Origin of the sequence: Paracoccus sp. SMMA_5_TC, from assembly GCF_009696685.2 — a bacterium.
GTDB lineage: Bacteria > Pseudomonadota > Alphaproteobacteria > Rhodobacterales > Rhodobacteraceae > Paracoccus.
In genome coordinates this window covers 2099911-2119404 of sequence record NZ_CP102355.1, presented here as the reverse complement: position 1 = coordinate 2119404, position 19494 = coordinate 2099911, and the positions used below count along the sequence as shown (strand labels likewise).

Here is a 19494-nt window from a genome sequence, read left to right as displayed (position 1 = left end):
GCCGCCGCGATCAGGCGTCGTGCTGCCAGCTGCCGCCGGTGCGGATCACGTCATACAGACGCATGTTTTCGGCCTGCTGGCGCAGGTCGGGCAACAGCCCGGCGTCCTCGTCGAACAGAAAGGCGCGCAGCTGACCCAGCAGGCCCGGCTTCAGCCCCTGTTCCGCATCCGCCGGCAGCTCCTCGGCGACCTCGGCAAAGCCGGCATGGGATTGCACACGCAGCTGTTCCAGCGGTTGCAGGATCAGCCGCCGTTCGGGCGTCATCACCTCGACCCCCCAGCGGCCGGGGGCGGCCCAGTTGGCGTGCCAGCTCATCACCGCGCCGTTGCGGCCCAGGGCGCTGCCGGCAAAGATGCTGGCGGCAGGGTGCCAGGCGACCAGCCCCTGCCCCGCCACACGCGCCTGCAACTGCTGCACCGGGCCGAGGAAATGGAACGCCAGATCCAGCACATGCGAGGAATTGCCATAGATCCAGGTATCCAGTTCCCGCTGCGGCTTGGGCAATTGCGCGATCCGGCGCGAGGGTTCCGAGAAGTCGAACTTGACCGACAGCACCCCGCCATCCTCGGCGATCATCTGCCGGGCACGCCGGACCGAGGCCATGAAGCGGCGGTTGTAGCCCAGATAGACCTGCGCGCCGGTCGGCTCGATCGCGTCCAGCAGGCCTTGCATTTCCTGAAGGTCCAGCGCGGCGGGCTTTTCCACCAGCATCCGCCACACGCCGCTGGCGGCAAGCTGGGCGGTGACCTCGGCCAGATACATGGCATTGACCGTCACGATCGCGGTTTGCGGCAGCGCCGGCCCCAGTGCGGCGATCTGGTCGGCCAGCGGTCCGGTGCCCGGGCGCACGCCGGTCGCGGCGTAATAGGCCGCAGCCGAGTCTGCGCCGCGCCCCATGACCACGGTTTCGACACCCAGGCTGGCCAATGCACGGCCATATTCGCGCGCCATGTTGCCCGCGCCGACGACAAGGATTTTCTGGCTGGACATGATGTTTCCTCTGGTCTGCGGGTTAGCTGACGGGCACGGGGGCGTCTGGCGCCAGGCCGAAATGGCCGCGCAGCGCCGCCAGATACAGCCGGTGCTGGCGCAAGCTGTCGGCAAGCGGGGTCAGCGCGCAGCGTCCCGCCAGCGCATCCGCATAGATTTCCGGGGTCTGGGATACAAAGCGGGTGCCGAAATCCATGGCGTGGCCGTCGGGCGCCTGCATGCGGCTGGTGGCTTCGCTGATCGCATATCTGCGGCCGTCTGCGGTGACAACGGCAAGGTCCAGCTGCACCTGCGGCGCGTCCGCGCAGGTCACGCGCAAGGTGGCACCGTTGTCCAGCGCCGCCGTCAGCGTGCCATATATTTCCTGAAACCCCTGGCGCTTCGAGGGCTTGCCGCCCGGTGTAAGGCGGGCGGTGTCCAGCGTGACCAACGGGCTGGCGTTCAGGAACTCGATCAGGTCCAGAAAATGCACCGCATTCGAGCCTAGCCCGAACTGGCTGCCCGTCACCTCGACCGACAATGGTCCGGCCTGGGCCAGGTCGCGGCGCAGCGCCTGATAGCCGGGGAAATAGCGGCGCGGGCAGTTGACATGCGTCTTGCTGCCCGCCGCCGCCAGATCGTCGGCCATGGATTGCAGTTCGGCATCGGTTTGCGCCAGAACCTTTTCCAGGATCACGGCCGGCGGCCGCGCGCGCATCGCCAGCGCGCGCACGATGGCCGCCCGCGGCGGCGCCGCGGTTGCCACCACGGCCAGATCGACCGGCCCGGCCTGCGGCAATTCCGTCGCCAGCGTCACCTGATGCCCCGCACCCGCGGCCGTCACTTCACCGGAGATACGGTCGTGCAGCGCCTTTGCCGGCTCGATCACCAGGATCCGGGCGGGCTCGTCCATGGCCAGCAGGGCCTGAAGATGACGGAATCCGATATTGCCGCAGCCAATCAGCCAGATGGTCTTCACGCTCAGCTCTCCTGCGGGATGGGGGCGGCGGTGCGCCGCGGCATCGGCTGGTTCGGCCGATCCTGGTCGGAATCGGCACGGAATAGCCGCATCGGCGCCTTGTCCGCGGTTTCAGGACCGAAATTCTTCCACGCCAGGGCGATGCGGATGTTGCGCGGCTCGTATGGGGCGAAATAGTTCGGCAGGATCAACCCAGGGCACCAGTCGGGGCTGACAAGGCCGCCTGCGCGCAGCATGTCCTCATCCAGGCCGCAAGCCATGATGTCGATGTATTCGGCGCCTGCCGCGACCAGTTCCGGCCGCAGCAGCGCGGCCGCCTCGCCCAGCCAGTCGGTGCCCCCGATCACATCCACGATGCGCAGGATGCGCGCGCCCTGCGCCTCGACCGCGCGCCAGATCACAACCGCCTCGGGCCGGTCGCCCTGCATCACCAGCCGCAGGTCATAGTCATACCAGGGATGGTCCAGATAGCGTTCGCGCAGGTAGTCCCAGGATTTTTGCAGGCTGCCGCGCGCGGCCAGCGCCGCCACCAGCCCGGCGTCGCGCGCGGGATCAAGGTCGCGCAGGGCAAATTGCGCCGGCGGCGCGGCAGTGGCAAAGGCGTCGGCCGGCACGCCCTGGGCCAACCGCAGCCGGTCTTGCGCCATCGGGTTCATCACCGCAGCCTGGCACAGATGGTCCAGTTGATAGCCAAGCGCGCGATAGATCGGCCCCACCATTTCGGAAATGCCGATAGCGCCGATGATGCGCGGTTGCAGCTGCGCCTGAATCGCCTTCAGCAGCCTCAGCCCCAGCCCCGGCGGTGCAATATCGTCGCGCACCTTCCACAGGGCCAGCATGATGTCACGATCGCCCAGCGCGGGATCGAAGCGGCCCATGGGTATAAAGCCCAGCACCCCCAGGATGTTCGCGCTTGCATCATCCTCCAGCCGCTCGGCCAGCATCATGTTGATGCGCCCATCGGCCTGGCGATACTGCCAGTCGAACACCGCAGGATCGGCGACAAAGACATGGCGCGCGGACCAGTGGTCGCGGATGAATTCGATCAGGGCCGGCCGGTCGGCGTCACTGGCCAGGCGCGTGCGGATCAGTCCCATCAGGCTGTGCTTCCCCCATCGACGGTGATGACCGATCCGGTGGTCATCGACGCCTCGGGCGACAGCAGATAGGCGATGGCCCCCGCCACATCCTGCGGGCGCGGCAGCCCCAAGGGCGCCCGACGACGGATCGAGTTCAGCTTTTCACCCTGCAGCCCGGCGGTCATGTCGGTTTCCATATAGCCCGGCGCCACACAGTTCACGGTGATGCGCGCGCGGCCCAGTTCGCGCGAGAGCGAACGGGTAAAGCCCTCGATCCCGGCCTTGGTCGCGCCATAGACGGACAGGCCGCTGAACCCGGTCGAGGCGATGATGGACGAGATATTGACGATCCGCCCCTCGCCCCGGGTCAACATGCTGCGGCAGGCGTATTTGGTCAGCAGGATCGGGGATTCCAGGTTGACCCGCAAGGCCCGGGCGATTTCCGTGGCATGTTGCGTGGCCAACAGCCCGTCCAGCCCCAGCGCCGCATTGTTGACCAGCCCGTAAAGCGGCCCGTGTGCGCGCGTGATCGCCTGCACCAGAGCCGGAATGCCCTGCAGGTCCTCCAGGTCATAGAGATGGAAAACCAGCCGCTCGGGGTTGGCCTGCAGCAGCGCCTGAAAACCGTCCGAAGGCGTGCGGCCGATGCCGATGATGCGATATTGCGCGCTATCCGCCAGCAGCCTTTCGCAAATCGCCAGGCCAAGGCCGCGCGTGGCGCCGGTGACAATCACATTCTTCATGGCTCAACCGCCCCTTTTCAACTTGCCCGCGGCATTGGTTTCAAAGCTGTCGACGATGCGAATGAATGCGGGCACCTTGTGCCGATCCAGCCGGGCGGCCAGCCATGCCTTCAACTCGTCGCGCAGCGCGCCGCGATCGGCAAGGCCGGGACGCGGCTGGATGTCGGCGGCAACCAGCGCGCCCATGATCGGGTTGCGCTTGGCATAGACCTGGACCATGGCGACATCTGGATGGGTCAGGATGACGGATTCGATCTCTTCAGGGTGAACCTTGTCCCCGCCCACATTGATGACGCCATTGCCGCGACCCAGAAACAGCACCCGCCCATGCTGGATGCGCACAAGATCACCCGTATCCACCCAGCCGTCGCGCGCAAGCTTGCCGTCGCCACCCAGATACTGGCTGGCCACGCGATCGTTACGCACCAGCAAGCGGCCATCCTCGACCCTCAGGCCGATGCCCAGGGGCGGATCGTGCAGAAAGCTTTCGGGAAACCCCGCCCGGCCATCGGTGACGGAAAACCCGACACCCGCCTCGGTCGAGGCAAAGATATGGCTGATGCGAGCCTGCGGCCATTGCCGCGCCAGCGCCGACAGCACCGCGTCGTCGGAAACCTCTCCACCCAGGGTGATCTGGCGCAGCGAAAGGGCCGTGGCGGCAGGCGTCATCAGGATCTTGCGCCAGAGCGTCGGCGTCGCCGACAGATGCGTGACGCCGCGCGCGGCCAGGAACGCCAGCCTGTGATCCAGCGCCATGTCGGCCGGCGCCACCGCCAGCGTCGCCCCCGACAACAGCGCCTGCAACACCACCTGCAAGCCGGCAAAGCGCGTGTGATCGTAAAGCAGCCCCCAGACCTGACCGCGCCCGCGGATCTGATCGCGGCGCGTCGTGCGCGTCAGGCTGTCAAGCGCATGCGCGACCAGTTTGGGGCGCCCGGTGGTGCCCGATGTGGTCAGCACCCAATCGCTGCCCTCTGCAGGCATCCCGCGCGCCAGACCGGGCAATGCCGCCAGATCGGCCGCCCGCGCCGCAAGCGGCAGACCGCCCGCCAGATCTGGGCGATCGGTCAGGATCGCATCGGCCTCGGCCCGGCGGGCCAGTTCCTGCGCTGTTTCCGCATCCAGCATCGGCGAGGCCAGCACCAGCGCGCCCGCAATCCCGTCCAGCGCTGCCAGCGCCAGCACGGTTTCCGACACATCGCCATGGATGATGAACAGCCGCAGCCCGCCCAGATGGCGCAATTGCCGACGCAAATCCTGCGCCGCATCGACCATCTGTCCATAGATCCGTTCCGCCTGCGGATCGGCCAGCGCCGTCCGCTGCGGATCGGCCTGGCGCAGGTGGTCAAGCAGCATCATGCCGGCTGATGCACCGCATAGAAATCGACGAACTCGCGGAAGGTGGTCGGATAATAGGCCTCGGTCGCCAGGCTGAAGGGATCAAAGCCCAGCTCTTCCTCAAGCCGGGTGACAAGAATGGCGAAACCCAGCGAATCCAGCCCGGTTTCCAGCAGGATCGTGCCATCGATCAGTTCCGGCGCCGGCGCGCCGCCGGTCTGGGTGGAATACACCTCGGCAAACAGGGCGCGGATGGTCGGTTCAATGTCGTTCGGCGCGGCCATGGCAGCCCTCTCAAATCCAGCAGGTTTCAGCATTTTCATGCCGGGCGCGCCTAACATGAAGCGCAATCGAGGTCAACGTCAGCCCCGCCGGGCGCAGGTCCGGCCGTCTCTTGCACCGCAACATGAAAGAGCTGAGCCGATCCTCGATCAGTCGCCGCTCGCGCGACGAGATCAATGGGCGCGCGCCATCGAATGTCGCCCGGATCGGCGCCACTACCACGCGGTCAGGCCACCATCGACCACAAGATTCTGTCCGGTGACGTAGCTGGCACGGTCCGACACCAGATAGGCGACGGCATCGGCGATCTCATGCGGTTGGCCCATGCGGCCCATCATGGTCCGGGCGCTGTATTTCTGCACGAAGGTATCGTTCTGGCCGCTGAAGATGCCGCCGGGCGTTACCGCATTCACCCGCACCCCGCGCCCGCCCCAATAGCTGGCCAGATACTTTGTCAGCCCCCACAGCCCCGCCTTCGACGCCGAATAGATCGCCGGCGTGTTTATGGCGCGCCCTTCGTAAAGCGAGCCTTCATAGATGCGCTGGTCGGGCGCCACGATGCCATAGATCGACAATGTGTTCACAATGGCCCCGGCACCCCGCCGCGCCATGTCGCGGCCGAATTCCTGCGCGCAAAGCATCGGCGCGGTCAGATTGACTGAAAGAACGTAATTCCAGTCATCTATCGGAAAATCCTCGAATGGCTCGAAGAAGTTGTCGCTTTTCGTGGCCGCGTTGCAGACCAGGGCATCGACCGGCCCCATGTCGTCGCGGATGCGCCGGTGCAGATCGGCCAGCGCCGATTTGTCGGCGATGTCGCAGGCATAGGCGCGGGCGCCGCCCGAGGCGACGGCCAGCGCCGCCGCCTTTTCAGCCAGCGCCGGATCGCGATCCACCACCGCCACCTGCCAGCCATCGGCAGACAGCCGCTCGGTCATGGAACGGCCCAGGATCCCGCCGCCTCCGGTCAGGACGATCACTTTTGCGGTCATGCTTCGGCTCCTTTCCGACGGGCTTCGGTCATCAACATCTCGACCAGACGGAAATCGATTTCGCTGTCGATATCGACCGAGCGTTCATGCGGCATTTCGTAAAGGCGGGTGCGGCCGTTCCACAGTCCCGCCGTCAGGCTGTGCCGATGCCAGACATAGATCGAGGCGTTCATCGACCAGACCCTTGGCGCTGCCTGACGCGAGGTGACACCGCCCGGCAGGCGTTTGACCAGACCGATGTTTCCATCAGCATCGCGCTCTACCATGTTGAAATATGGGTTTTTTTCTGCCGGATATCCGGTGATGACACAATCGGTTTCGTCATCCAGCAATGCGGCGGCAGCCTCGATATCGGCCACTTCGCGCAGGGGCGAGGTCGGGTCCAGGTCGATGATACGGCTAACGGCCACGCCCATCGCCTCGACCTGCGCAACCAGATGTTCGATCACCGGGATCTTGGCGGCGCTGGATGTCGCCAGTTCCGCCGGGCGCAGAAAGGGCACCTCGGCGCCGGCGGCCGCGGCCACCTCGGCGATCTCGGCATCGTCGGTCGAGACGAATACCCGGTCGATCGCCCGGCAGGACAGCGCCTGTTCGATCGTGTGCACGATCAGCGGCTTGCCCAGCAAGGGGCGGATATTCTTGCGCGGCACGCCTTGCGAGCCGCCGCGCGCGCAGATCGAACAGATCGTGGTCATGCGTTGCCTTCTTCCTGTCTGCTGCCGCGGTCGCGCGCGGCAAGTGCCAGTCTGGTGCTGGCAACCCCGTCGGCCAGCGGCTGCAACCCCAGGGGCCAGTCGGCGGCGCTGCCATCGGCCGAAAGGCGGCGCAACTGTTCGATGGCGTCCAGCATGTTCAGATAGCTTGCCGCCACGTCGAAGCCGCCCGGCGCCTCGGCGATCGTGCGGCGCCCCTGGGGGGTGATATGATCCAGCGTGCCACCGATGTCCCAGCACAGCCCGCCCAGGTCGCCCACGACCTCGTAATGCCGCAGCCGCTTGCGCGAGACATAGTCCAGCGCCACCTGCACCAGCGGCCCGCCGTCCCGTCCGCTCATCACCATGACCGAAACGTCATTGGACCGCAGGCCCAGCGAGCTCAGCCGCGCGCCACGGGCAAATTGCAGCTCCATCTCGCCAAAGAACCAGCGCGCCAGGTCGATTTCATGGACCAGGTCCAGTTCGACCCCTCCGCCCCGGGCAGCATCGGCGGAATAGCCCGCCAGATAATCGGTGCCGGGGCGCCAGTCGGGCAACCACTGCCCGGCGGTGAAACTGGCGCGCACGATCCGGCCCAACGCGCCCGAGCGGATGATGTCGCGCATCTGCTGCAACACCGGCAGGTGGCGAAAGTTGAACGCCGCAACCCGCAACGCCGGCGGGGACTGCGCCAGCAGGTCCAGCACCGCGTCACAATCCTCGGCCCGTGTCACCACGGGTTTTTCCACCAGCAGCGGCGTTGCCCGCCGGATCAGCGCGGGCAAGGTATCGATGTGATTGGCCGAAGGCGATGACAGCACCGCCAGATCGTATTCCCCCGCCAGCGCCGCATCAGGATCGTCGGTGATCGTCGCGCCCAGGCGATCGCACAGCGGATCAGGGGCGGCGCGGTGGCGCAGCACGGTAAAGCGCGCGCCCGGGTTGCGGGCGGCCAGGTTGGTCATGTGCCGCCGCCCGATCGACCCCAGGCCGACGATCAGGAAATGCCGGGTCATGCGCACCCTCGTTCGATCTGCCGGGCCGGGATGCCCACCACCGTCGCGGCTGGCGCCACATCGCGCAGGACCACCGCACCCGCGCCCACCACCGCGCCCTTGCCGATGCGCAGGCCCTGGCGGATGGTCGCCCCCGCCCCGATCAGCACGTCATCGCCGATTTCGACCCCGCCGGCGACGCGAGCGCCGGTGGCAACATGGCAGTTGGCGCCCAGATGGCAGTCGTGATCGACAATCGCACCGCTGTTCAGGATCAGACCGGGGCCGGCGGTGCTGCGGCTGCCCAGGACGGCGCCGGCGGCCAGAAATCCCCCCGCGCCGATCCGGGCCGAGGGCGACAATACCGCACGCGGGTGGATCACGCTGCACAGGCCCGCCTGCGGCAGGCCGGCCAGCCAGGCCCCGCGCCGCGCCGCGCCTTGCCCGTCGACAAAGCCCATGCCCGGCACCAGGCCAAAGCCCTGTGCCACCAGGTCGGCCGCGCCCGCGTCATCGCCCAGCCATGGCCCCAGTAGGTGGGCATCGGTGCCCGCCGCGGGGGCCAGGTGCCCGGCAAGCCGCGCCCCTGACAGGACGATGGCCTCGGCCACCACTGCGGCATGGCCGCCAGCACCCAGAACGATCAGGGCGGACTGCGGGTTCACGCGTCACCCTTGCGGAAATCCTGCACCGTCAGCGGTTGCAAGGCCGCCACGTCGCGCGCCAGCGCCAGTCCCAGCACGAAATCCAGCGCCGCCGGCGCCAGCCCGTGGCCGGGGCGCATGATGCGCAAGTCCTGTGCGCCCAGCACATGCCCCGCGGGCAGATCGCGGGCGGCCACCAGCGAACGGCGCGCGACCTCGGCCGTGCGTCGTTCGGCCGGCGTCGGCGCCTTGATACCATTGCCGATGGCGGCCTCGATCGCGCGGATGCCGGCGACGAAATCGCGAAAAGCCGCCGGCTCCATCGAGGCGCGGTGATCGGGTCCGGGCAGGTTCCGATCCAGGGTGATGTGCTTTTCGATGATCCGCGCCCCGCGCGCCACCGCCGCCCAGGAAATCGCCGCGCCCTCGGTATGATCCGACCAGCCGACCGGCAGCCCGAAGGCGCGCACCATGGTATCCATGGCCGCCAGGTTACAATCCTCGACCGCGGCGGGATAGTTCGACACGCAATGCAACAGCGACACCGCAGGCGCCCCCGCAGCCCGGATCGCGGCAAGCGCCGCCTCGATCTCGGTCAGGTTGCCCATGCCGGTGGACAGGATGATCGGCTTGCCCAGCCGCGCCACATGGGTGAGCAGCGGCAGATGCGTCAGATCGCCCGAGCTGATCTTGAAGCAATCGACCCCGACCCGGTCCAGCAGATCGGCGGCCGCCTCGCTGAAGGGGGTGGACAGGAACTGGATGCCCGCGCGGGCACAATAGCCGGCCAGTTCGCGAAACTGTTCCTCGGTCAGTTCCAGCGATTTGAGCATCTGGAACTGGCTGCCGCCGTCGCCGGTATTGGCGATCTGATAATCGGCCTTGCGCGCGTCGGGCGTCACCAGATCCTCGGCGCGAAAGGTCTGGAACTTGACCGCATCGGCCCCGGCGGCCACCGCCGCATCGATCAGTTCGCGCGCCAGTTGCATCGAACCGTTATGATTGACCCCGATCTCGGCAATGACGAATGTCGCGCTCACATCGGCCCCCATCAGATACGCTGGTCCAGCGATTTTTCGCTGACGACGTGGGTGCGGGCAAAGGCTTGCTCGACCCGGCTGATTGCCTGTTTCAATTCGTCGATGGTCAGCGCCTGGGCCGGATCGGATGCCATCAGCGCCGTCAGATCGTCAAGCAGGCGCGGGAAGCTGCCCGCATCCGCGGGCGGCAGATAGGGCACCCGCTGCAATGAGGCAAAGCGCGTCGGATGCACAGTTTCATTCGCGCCCACGAATTCCTCGTAGGGTTTTTCCCCGGCCGTATCCAGCGGCGTCAGCAGCACGGGCCATTTGCCCTGGGCTGCCAGTTCCTCGACCCGACCGACGGCTTCGGATTCGTCCCGGGTGAAATGCGGCGCCAGCCCCTGCGCCTCAAGGAACCACCCGGCGACATCCTGCAACAGCATCAAATGACTTTCGGGCGCCAGCGCCGGCACCATGATGTTGCCGTGATCGCCCAGCAGCCCGGCCAGGGTGCACAGATGCCCCGATTCCGGCAGCGCCACGAAAAAGCGCCGGCAACCTTCGGGGCAGGCCATCGGCTGGCGCAGCGCCAGCCGGTTTTCCCAGCTTTGCAGCAGCGAGCCGTTCGACAGCGCCACATTGGCGAACCGGGCCGAGGTGATCGCAAGTCCCGCTGGCCAATCCAGCGTCTGCGAAAACATCGCATGTTCCATCAGCCGCTTAGTCGCGCCCATCATCGACGACGGGTTCGCGGCCTTGTCGGTGGAAACGCAGAACAGCCGCTTCAGGCTGGCCTGCCCGGCCAGCAGGCGCGACAGTCGCGCCAGTTTCAGCACGTTGGTATCCAGCATCGCCAGGATCGAATAGGGATCCTTTTCCGAGCGGACATGCTTCAGCGCGGCAAAATTCAGCACATAGTCATAGGGCTGGCTCTGCGCGCGCAACCACAGCCTGAACGCGTCGCCGCCGTAATCGATGGGCATGGTCAGCAGCTCGTCCACCCGCAGCGGCGTGGGACCGGACCGCAGCGCCCGCACCAGCTCGGCAAGCCCGTTTTCGTTGTGATCGACGACATGCAAGGCACGTGGCCCGAAATGCGCGATGCTGCGCAGGGTCTGGAACCCGATCGAGCCGGCCCCACCGATGAACAGGATGCGCGCGCCACCGATCATCTCGGCCAGTTCCGGTCCGGCCGCGTGCATGTCCCGTGCAAAGAAGCTTTCCGCCCGCCCCACGATGCGCGAGGCCAGCCAGTCCAGATTCATGTCGGGGATAGAGGTCATTCCTTGCGGCCTTCGTAGATGCTGCGAGCGCGGTTGAAATCGTTGATGTTGCCGATGTCGATCCAGCGTCCGCCATGGGTATAGGTGCCGGCGCGCATGCCGTGGCGCGGCAGGTCGGAAAACAGCGAGGGCAGGTCGTAGAAGCAGCCGCGCGGCACCACGTCCAGCACCTGTTTCGACAGCATGTAGATGCCGGCGTTGATGCAGTAATGCATGGTGGGCTTTTCCTCGGCGGCGATGAAATCGCCCTCGGGGCTGCGGCGGACCACACCATAGGGAATGGTGTAGCTGTGTTCGCGCACCACCATGGTGGCATGCCAGCCCGCGGCCTTGTGCGTGGCCAGCAGTTCGGCCACGTCGACGTCGTTCAGCAGGTCGCCGTTGCAGACCATGAAATTATCCGACAGCGCCTTGGGATCGATCAGGCTCAGCGCGCCGCCCGTGCCCATGCGCCGGGTTTCATGCACATAGTCGATGAACACGTCGTGATCGCTGCCGTCGCCGTAATGGGCGACCAGCATCTCGGCCAGGTAATTCACCGACAGAATAAAGCGGCGCACGCCCTGATCGCGAAAATGTTCGATGATATGGGTCAGGATCGGCTTGCTGCCCATGCGCAACAGAGGCTTGGGGCAATCGTCGGTCAGCGGCGACAGCCGCGTGCCCAGGCCGCCGGCCATCAACACCACGGTCATCTCCGCCGGCGAGGGGGCGACCCACAGCACATGCAGCGCCTCGAACTGGCCATCGCGCAATTCGGGCAACGCATCGATGCCGCGGCGCATCATCAGCGACCGGATGGCGGCGGGGGCCATGTGCTCGGCAATCACCGTGGGATTGCGGTTGGCGGCCGCGACCACGGAATCGTCCAGTCGCCCGCCGGCAGCGATATAGCGGCGCAGGTCGCCGTCGGCCACGGCGCCGATCATGCGGCCGTCGTAATCGACCACCGGAACAAAGCGCAGTCCGGCCTGGCTCATCGCCTCCATGGTCTGGCGTAACGTGTAATCGGGGCGGATCAGCGCCGCCGCCAGATCCTGGGCGGAATAGCGTGTCAGTTGCACGGCAGCGCGATCCTTTCTGCCTGATAGCCGGGATCGTCCGGCAGGAACAGCTTGGGTGCCGCCAGCCGGTCCCAGTCCAGCCCGCGCAGCGCCGCAATCAGGCGCTGGGACGCGCGGCCGTCACCATAGGGATTGGTCATGCCCGCCAGGTCCGGGGCCAGCGCAAGCGCCCGATCCAGTGTCGCCCGGATCGCGGCGGCATCGCCCGCGACATGCAGCACGTTGTCGCCGTGAAAGCGGCCGCGCTGCCGGTCGCCGATGTCGACTACCGGCAGGCCAAAGCTGGCGGCCTCGTAGATTCCTGACGAGGAATTGCCCACCACCACACCGGCATGGGCCATGGCGCTGTAGAACCATTGCGAGCCGAAATTGCGCACCACATGGTGATGGTCCAGCCGCCGTGCCGCCGCCTCGATGGCGGCGATGATGCTGTCGGCGCCCGGGTCCGCGTTGGGATAGGTATAGACGACCTGCCGGCCGGACCTCTCAAGCGCGGCGACCATTGCCGCCGCAATCTCCGGCGTGCGGTGCTGGGCCACGGTTTCGGGATGCAGCGTGGCCAGCACATAGCCGGGTTTCAGACCGGGCAGCGAAAACTCTGCCGCCAGATCGTGCAGCGGACGGATGGGTCGGGCCAGGATTCCGTCCAATCCCAGGGCCCCCGTCACATGGATGCGCCAGGGTTCTTCGCCCATCTGCCGGATACGGCGGGCAAATTCGGGCAGGTCGCAGAAATGCAGCGCCGCCAGCTTGGTCAGCGCGTGGCGGAACATGTCATCCATCGCGCCTTCGGTAATCGACCCGCCCGAAATATGCCCGACCGGCAGACCAAAGGGCACCATCGCCAGTCCGGCGGCAACCGCCTCGTAGCGGTCGCCCAGCACCAGGACCAGATCGGGTCGCTGGCCGGCGGCGATGGCAGCCGCCGCCGCCTGGGCAAAGCCCGCGGTCTGCTGGGCCATGTTGCCGGCAACCGCCGCCGGGTCGTGCCCGAAATCGCTCGCCTCGATCCGGGCGCCGATTGGCAGGCCGCTGCCCTCGATGTCGCGGATGGTCAGCCCGGCTGTGGCGTCGAAATGCGCGCCGCCTGCCCAAAGCATCGGCGCAAAATCCGGCGCCTCGTCCAGGGCATGACAGAGTGGCCGCAGGATCGAGAAATCCGACCGTCCGACCGTGACCACCGCGATCCGCCGCGCGGACCCCAGGGGCGATGCGTCAGGCATTTCCAGGCCCCCAGAACCGGGCGGCGGCCGTGAGCACATGTTCGAGTTCGGCATCGTCTAGATGGGTGGAACAGGGCAAGGGGAAAATCCGCTGCCACAGCCCGTCGCAGACCGGCATCGGCGTCGCCAACGCATCGCGATAGGGCTGCTGCAAGTGGATGGGTTTCCAGAACGGCCGCAGGTCGACGCCGCTTTCGCGCATATGCGCGCGGAACCCGTCGCAGCGCGTCAGATCGTCGCCGCGATACCAGAAACCCGAAAACCAGTGTCCGTTGCGACCGAACCCCGTTTCCGGGAAGGGCGCCAGCAGCGCCGGCCGCGCCTCGGCAAAGGCGGCATAGCGGTCGCGGATCTGGCGCTTGCGGGCCAGGAACTGGTCCAGCCGCTCAAGCTGGGCCACGCCCAACGCCGCCTGCACATTGGTCATGCGGAAGTTGTAGGCGATGACGTCGTGGTCGTAATTCGCGCCGACCCGACCGGTCGAGGAAAGATGCTTGATGCGCTGGATCAGGCCGGCGTCGGTCGAGGCCACGGCGCCGCCGCCGCCGGTGGTCACAGTCTTGTTACCGTTGAAGGAATAGCAGACCGCATCGACGCCGGTCGCGGCAAGCGGGCGGCCGTCGGCCATTTCCGTGCCGATTGCGGCGGCCGCATCGACGACGACCTTCAGCCCGAATTCTCGCGCCAGTGCCACGACGCCGTCCAGATCCGCCACCGCACCCATGACCATCACCGGCATGATCGCGCGCAAGACCTGCCCCGTGGCGATATGGCGCCGCAGCCCGTCCGCATCCGGCCTGGTCTGGGTCGCGATCGCATGACGGCACAGGTCCAGATCCAGCATCCAGCTGTCGGCGGCAACGTCGACCAGCCAGGGCCGGGCGCCACTGTGGCTGACGGCATTGGGCGTGGCGATGAAGGTCAGCGATGGCACGATGACCAGATCGCCCGCGCCGATCCCCAGCCCCTGCAACGCCATTTGCAGCGCCACCGTGCCCGAACACAGCACCGCCGCACGTTCACTGCCTGAAAAGGCTGCAATGCGGGATTCAAAGGCGTCGACAAAGGGCCCGACAGAGGAAACGAAGGTCGAACTGATGCATTCGGCCAGCAGTTCGGCTTCGCGGCCCTGCAGGTTGGGGGTTGCCAGGGGAATCATTCGCTGTGCCGTCGTCAACTGTTCTGCCTCAGCTGGTGCTTTGCCAGCCTGCTACACAGAAAGCGGCGCGGTTTCCAGCCCCGTTGCGACGCGGCGGGGGCCGAAGGCACCTTGCGAGGAGGTCATGCCCCCGCGCTCAATGTGCCATTCCCGCCCTGGCGCCCGCCTTGGGCTTCTGCATCAGCGCCACGAAGGGCAGCATGGCGAAGGCCGCCCAGCCGGTCAGCGCGAAAGCATCCTGAAAGGCAAGCATCTGCGCCTGCCGGGCGATCAGGCCCGACAATTGCGCGGCCGCCGCCGGGTCGGTGGGGGTCAGCCCCAGGGGCGCCAGCCAGGCCGAGACCTCGGGGCGGAAGGGGGTGATGTCCTGCACCAGCACGCTCCAGTGAAACTGGGTGCGCGTGGCCACCTGCCAGCCCACCACGGCGATGCCCACCGACGACCCGATAGAGCGTGCGACGCCGTAGATGCCCGAGGCCTCGTCCTGCTTGTCGCGCCCGACGTTCTGGAACGCCAGCGTGGACATCGGCACGAAGAATAGCCCCATCCCCGCGCCTGAAATGACCCCCGGCACCGCAATGTCCCAGAAGCCAGCATCAAGGTTCAGCCGGGCAAGACCCAGGTTTCCCAAACCCAGCGCGCAAAGCCCCAGCACAAGCAGCGCGCGCGGATCGAAGCGGCCCATCAGCACCGCCCCGGTCAGGACCATCGATGCCCCTGCCGCCAGCCCCCTGGGCATGAAAAGCAACCCGGCATCCACCACCGGATAGCCCAGAAGCCCCTGCACGAACAGCGGCAGCACCGCGATGGTGCCGAACATGGCCAGGCCAAAGCCCAGCATCGTCGCGTTGGCGGCGGCGAAACTGCGGTCGCGCAGAAGCGCGAAGTCGATGATTCCGTCCCGCATCCGCCAGCCGCGCGCGACGAAAACGGTGCCCGCAAACAGCGCGACCAGCGCGGCGACCTGGATCAGGCGGCTTGCGAACCAGTCGCGCGTCTCGCCCAGGTCCAGCACCATCTGCACCGCGCCGATCGCCGTGACCATCAGCGCAAGGCCAAGCCAGTCGATATGCACGCGGCGCACGTCCTCTTTCGGTAGTTCGCCCGCCATCATCATCAGCGCGAAGGCGGCGACCGGCAGGTTGACGTAGAACACCGCGCGCCAGCTGAAATATTCGGTCAGGAGCGCCCCCAGCGTCGGCCCCAGCACCGGGGCGACGACCACGCCCAGGCCGAACAACGCCATGGCCTGGCCGCGCTTTTCCTTCGGAAAGGCATCGAACAGGATCGACTGCGACAGCGGGATCAGAAAGGCCCCCGCCAGACCCTGGCCCAGCCGGAAAGCAACCATCATCTGCACGTTCTGCGCCAGCCCGCAAAGCATCGAGAACCCGGCAAAGGCCAGGATCGCGCCGGTAATCAACCGCCGCCGCCCGAAACGCCGCACGAAAAGCCCGGTCAGCGGCATCACCGCGACCGAGGCGACGATATAGCTGGTCAGGATCCAGACCGTCTGGTCCGAAGTGATGCCGAAGGCCGCCTTGATATGCGGCAGCGCCACGTTGACGATGGTCGAGTCGAGCACCTCCAGCACGGCCGTCAGCACCACGGCCAGTATCACGGTCCAGCGCACGGCCGGCGGCGCGGCAGTGTCGGCAGAGGCCGCGGGGGCATTCATGGCGTGGGGGCCGCCGTCGTATCGACGGTGACGGTGCTGGATGCCCCGACGCGCAACGGCATATCCGCATTCCATGCTGTCGTGTCCAGCGCGATCCGCACGGGAAAGCGCTGGGTGACCTTAACCCAATTGCCGGTTGCGTTCTGCGGCGGCAGCAGCGAAAACACGGCCCCCGATCCCGCGCCGATACTCTCCACGCGACCCGCCGCCATCATCCCCGGATACATGTCTATTCTTACCTGGGCAGGTTGTCCGGGACGCAGCCGGGCAATGTCAGTTTCCTTGAAATTGGCATCCACCCACCAGCTGCCATCCTCGACTATCGAAAACAGCGGCTGTCCCGCAGAAATCATCGCCCCCGGGCGAAGCGACAGATTGGCGACCCAGCCATCGACCGGGCTGCGCAGCACTGCATCGTCCAGCGCGATACGCGCCTGCTCAAGTCGCGCCATGGCGGCGCGCACGGCTGCATTCTGCGCACCCTGCGCCCCCAGCTGATCCTGGGCCGCCTTCAGCGAGGCCGCCGCCGCATCGCGCGCCGCCTGCGCGCCATCACGGGCAGCGCGCGCCTGATCCATGGCGGCCTGAGCGACATCGCCCCGCGCCCGCAGCGCCTGGGTGCGTTCAAAGGCCGTCTGCGCCTGATCCAGCGCCGCCTGAGCCTGGGCAAGCTGCGCCTCGGCCGCCGCAACCTGGGCGGCAGCGGCTCCGGCACCCTGCGCGGCCTGCTGGAATGCCGCCTCGGCCGCTTGCAGATCAGCGCGCAGGCTGTCGTCTTGCAGCCGCAACAGCACCTGCCCCTTGCTGACGCGCGCATGTTCCTTGATCTCGACGGTTTCCAGACGCCCCCCGACGCGGGCGGATACCGTCAGGACATTGGCCCCCACATAGGCGTCATCGGTCGAGGGGTGCAGTTCCTGGCGGTGCCACCACCATGCAAGCGACAAGCCGGCTGAAGCCAGAACCACGAACAGAAACAACAGCTTGACCGACTTCATCCGGTTCTCCTCTTGCGCCGCGCAGCAGCCTGCGGAAGGCGATGTCTTGACGGCCCTGTCCCCGCCGTTGCCTTGCGGCGGCACCTGTCGCAGGGCTGGTGCCGCCGCGTCAGCTCGCCCACAGGATCACTGGGCAGGGATCAGATGTTCAGATGCTCTGCCGTCCATTCGGCCAGAGGCAGGCCCCAGTTCGGCACCCGGCCGTGGTTGCGGAAGAACATTTCCTTGTAGGCCAGTTTCTGCGCATAGGGCAACCGACCCATGCGCAGTTCCTGGATGTCGCCGCCGAACCAGCTTGTCGCGTGAATGTAAAAGGCCTTGCCGCCCCCCATGTCGCCGATGCAGACAACCTCGGGCATCCAGGGAGCATCGGCCTTGGCGGGATCCAACATGCCCTGGTCCCGGGCGATCTGCCGCCCGACAATCTCGCATTCCTGATGCCCGATGGCGCCGAGCTTCGGCACCGTCAGCGCCGCGGCGTCGCCACAGGCAAACACCTCGGGGCGGTCGGGGTTGCGCATCCGCATGTCGGTAATGACAAAGCCCACCTCGTCGCAGATCGGCAGCCCGCTCAGGAAGTCGTGCGGCTTCCAGTTCGGGAACACGATCTTGACCTCGGCCTTCAACGTCCGGCCGTCCAGGAACTCGATCCCCTCGGCGGTCAGGCGGCGGATGCCTTGCGTCTCGTTCATGTAGCCAAAGCCCATCTTTCCGGCCGCGTCCAGAAGCTGCGCCACGACCTTTTCGCCCGCGTCCTCGGCAATCAGCTTCGCGGGGGTGAAGATGGTGATGTTCTTCGCGCCACCCTTGCCGTGGGCCTCCAGCCAGTGGGCCAGCGCCAGCGACACCTCCACGGGCGGGCCCTCGCAGGCGGCCAGCGCGGTCGGCAGCCAGTCGGGGCGGCCCTTCGTCCCCTGCTCGAACCGCTGCGAGCCCACGGCGATCGGCCCGCCCTTGTAGTGATGCGTCAGGTAGTCGATCAGCCGGTTGGCGTGGAAGGCGTCCGACACGGTATGGCCGTGTTCGGCAAAGCCCTCGATCTCGTCATAGGCCAGCCGCGCCCCCAGCGCGATCACCACATAATCGTAGTCCAGCCGGTATTCCGGCGCGCCGGGGCGTTCGGCGGGGCGCACCCGCACCTGGCGGGCATCGAGATCAAGGCCCAGCACCTCGGCCTGCTGAAAGCGGACCTGGTCGCGGGCCAGCGCCTCGACCAGCGGCATGTGCATGGTCACGGCCGGATCGCGGCCCTCGAAAATCTCCAGCGGAATGTTGGGGATGTAGTCCAGATAGGCCTTGCGGTCCACCACGGTGATATCCACCGAGTCCTTCGCATGGTCGCGGATCTTCTGCGCCGCCCCGAGCCCGGCGAAATTCCCGCCGAGGATCAGGACATGGGGTTTTCCGGTCATCGCAATCTCCATCTCTGGCGTCCCGGCATCGCGGGTCTCAGGCTGTAACATGACGCGCGCATCATGCGGACAAGGCGCGCGCCGGCATTTGGGTTCCGGGCGTCAGGCCATGTTCCAGCCGTGGCTGACGTTCAGCGCCTGCCCGGTCAGCGCATTGGTCGGGAAGGCCGCAAAGACGAAGGCCACCTCGGCCACGTCCTCGACCGTAGTGAATTGCTTGTCGACCGTCTCGCCCAGCATCACCCGCTCGATCACCTCCTTTTCTGAAATGCCAAGTTCGGCGGCCTGTTCGGGGATCTGCTTTTCCACCAGGGGCGTGCGCACGAAGCCGGGGCAGATCACATTGGCACGAATGCCATGCGCGCCGCCTTCCTTGGCAATTACGCGGGCAAGGCCCAGAAGCCCGTGCTTGGCGGTGACATAGGCCGATTTCAGGGGCGATGCCTCGCGCGAATGGACCGAGCCCATGAAAACGATGGCCCCGCCACCCGCGGCTTTCATATGCGGGATGCACGCTTTCGAGGTCAGGAAGGCGCCGTCGAGGTGGATCGCCAGCAGTTTTTTCCAGTCAGAGAACGGAAATTCCTCGACCGGGTGGACGATCTGGATGCCCGCGTTCGAGACCAGCACGTCGACACCGCCAAAGGCTGTCACGACCTTTGCCACGCCGGCATTCACCTGCTCCTCGTCGGTCACGTCCATGGCAACCCCGATGGCGCGGCCCGGTCCCATGGCCGTCAGCTCGGCCGCAACAGCATCGGCGGCCTGCTGCTTCAGGTCGGCTATGGCGACCTGTGCCCCCGCGCGCACATATCTTTCGGCAATCGCCCGACCGATGCCGCTGGCCGCGCCTGTGACGATGCAGGATTTGCCATTCAGGTCCATTTCAATGCTCCTTTACCATGATTGTGATGCGATCAGAGTGTCGACTGACC

19 protein-coding genes are annotated in these 19494 nt (G+C 66.7%); all 19 read right to left on the bottom strand.

All coding sequences use genetic code 11. The annotated features are described in order from the left end of the window. Window positions 1–10: 10 nt before the first annotated feature. A complete protein-coding gene (locus GB880_RS11030) occupies window positions 11–991 on the bottom strand; it encodes a Gfo/Idh/MocA family protein (protein WP_154494386.1) in 981 nt (326 codons plus the stop codon). Window positions 992–1013: 22 nt separating this feature from the next. Further along, complete coding sequence (locus GB880_RS11025; RefSeq protein WP_195840736.1) at window positions 1014–1949, bottom strand: Gfo/Idh/MocA family oxidoreductase; 936 nt, start codon at window positions 1947–1949, stop codon at window positions 1014–1016. 2 nt (window positions 1950–1951) lie between these two features. Then, window positions 1952–3046 (bottom strand): hypothetical protein, encoded by a 1095-nt coding sequence (locus GB880_RS11020; RefSeq protein WP_154493978.1) that lies wholly within the window; start codon window positions 3044–3046, stop codon window positions 1952–1954. After that, on the bottom strand, window positions 3046–3771 hold the full coding sequence (locus GB880_RS11015; protein ID WP_154493977.1) for an SDR family NAD(P)-dependent oxidoreductase: 726 nt from the start codon (window positions 3769–3771) through the stop codon (window positions 3046–3048). The genes GB880_RS11020 and GB880_RS11015 overlap by 1 nt, the downstream gene beginning before the upstream one ends. A gap of 3 nt (window positions 3772–3774) precedes the next feature. Beyond that, window positions 3775–5130: a class I adenylate-forming enzyme family protein gene (locus GB880_RS11010; protein WP_154493976.1), complete on the bottom strand. Its 1356-nt coding sequence runs from the start codon at window positions 5128–5130 to the stop codon at window positions 3775–3777. Beyond that, complete coding sequence (locus GB880_RS11005; RefSeq protein WP_154493975.1) at window positions 5127–5393, bottom strand: acyl carrier protein; 267 nt, start codon at window positions 5391–5393, stop codon at window positions 5127–5129. Before GB880_RS11005 ends, GB880_RS11010 begins: the two co-directional genes overlap by 4 nt. 213 nt (window positions 5394–5606) lie before the next feature. After that, the gene (locus GB880_RS11000) at window positions 5607–6383 is read right to left on the bottom strand and encodes an SDR family oxidoreductase (protein WP_154493974.1); all 777 of its coding nucleotides are present in this window, start codon (window positions 6381–6383) and stop codon (window positions 5607–5609) included. Next, on the bottom strand, window positions 6380–7081 hold the full coding sequence (locus tag GB880_RS10995) for an acylneuraminate cytidylyltransferase family protein (RefSeq protein ID WP_154493973.1): 702 nt from the start codon (window positions 7079–7081) through the stop codon (window positions 6380–6382). Before GB880_RS10995 ends, GB880_RS11000 begins: the two co-directional genes overlap by 4 nt. Next, the gene (locus GB880_RS10990) at window positions 7078–8097 is read right to left on the bottom strand and encodes a Gfo/Idh/MocA family protein (RefSeq protein ID WP_154493972.1); all 1020 of its coding nucleotides are present in this window, start codon (window positions 8095–8097) and stop codon (window positions 7078–7080) included. Before GB880_RS10990 ends, GB880_RS10995 begins: the two co-directional genes overlap by 4 nt. Further along, the gene (locus tag GB880_RS10985) at window positions 8094–8741 is read right to left on the bottom strand and encodes a NeuD/PglB/VioB family sugar acetyltransferase (protein WP_154493971.1); all 648 of its coding nucleotides are present in this window, start codon (window positions 8739–8741) and stop codon (window positions 8094–8096) included. The genes GB880_RS10990 and GB880_RS10985 overlap by 4 nt, the downstream gene beginning before the upstream one ends. Continuing rightward, window positions 8738–9760, bottom strand: coding sequence for an N-acetylneuraminate synthase (gene neuB / locus GB880_RS10980; protein WP_263467133.1), 1023 nt, complete (start codon window positions 9758–9760; stop codon window positions 8738–8740). Before neuB ends, GB880_RS10985 begins: the two co-directional genes overlap by 4 nt. 11 nt (window positions 9761–9771) lie before the next feature. Next, the gene (locus GB880_RS10975; RefSeq protein ID WP_229774425.1) at window positions 9772–11025 is read right to left on the bottom strand and encodes a polysaccharide biosynthesis protein; all 1254 of its coding nucleotides are present in this window, start codon (window positions 11023–11025) and stop codon (window positions 9772–9774) included. Beyond that, window positions 11022–12089 (bottom strand): nucleotidyltransferase family protein, encoded by a 1068-nt coding sequence (locus tag GB880_RS10970; protein WP_154493970.1) that lies wholly within the window; start codon window positions 12087–12089, stop codon window positions 11022–11024. Before GB880_RS10970 ends, GB880_RS10975 begins: the two co-directional genes overlap by 4 nt. Then, window positions 12080–13312, bottom strand: coding sequence for a UDP-N-acetylglucosamine 2-epimerase (gene neuC, locus GB880_RS10965; RefSeq protein WP_195840735.1), 1233 nt, complete (start codon window positions 13310–13312; stop codon window positions 12080–12082). Before neuC ends, GB880_RS10970 begins: the two co-directional genes overlap by 10 nt. Continuing rightward, window positions 13305–14471 (bottom strand): aminotransferase class I/II-fold pyridoxal phosphate-dependent enzyme, encoded by a 1167-nt coding sequence (locus tag GB880_RS10960; RefSeq protein WP_154493968.1) that lies wholly within the window; start codon window positions 14469–14471, stop codon window positions 13305–13307. Before GB880_RS10960 ends, neuC begins: the two co-directional genes overlap by 8 nt. Window positions 14472–14607: 136 nt before the next feature. Beyond that, the gene (locus tag GB880_RS10955) at window positions 14608–16149 is read right to left on the bottom strand and encodes a DHA2 family efflux MFS transporter permease subunit (RefSeq protein WP_154493967.1); all 1542 of its coding nucleotides are present in this window, start codon (window positions 16147–16149) and stop codon (window positions 14608–14610) included. After that, window positions 16146–17147: an HlyD family secretion protein gene (locus GB880_RS10950; RefSeq protein WP_154550493.1), complete on the bottom strand. Its 1002-nt coding sequence runs from the start codon at window positions 17145–17147 to the stop codon at window positions 16146–16148. Before GB880_RS10950 ends, GB880_RS10955 begins: the two co-directional genes overlap by 4 nt. A gap of 140 nt (window positions 17148–17287) precedes the next feature. Then, window positions 17288–18559, bottom strand: coding sequence for an NAD(P)/FAD-dependent oxidoreductase (locus GB880_RS10945; protein WP_154491653.1), 1272 nt, complete (start codon window positions 18557–18559; stop codon window positions 17288–17290). A gap of 102 nt (window positions 18560–18661) precedes the next feature. Further along, complete coding sequence (locus tag GB880_RS10940; protein WP_154491656.1) at window positions 18662–19444, bottom strand: 3-hydroxybutyrate dehydrogenase; 783 nt, start codon at window positions 19442–19444, stop codon at window positions 18662–18664. Between the last annotated feature and the right edge of the window lie 50 nt (window positions 19445–19494).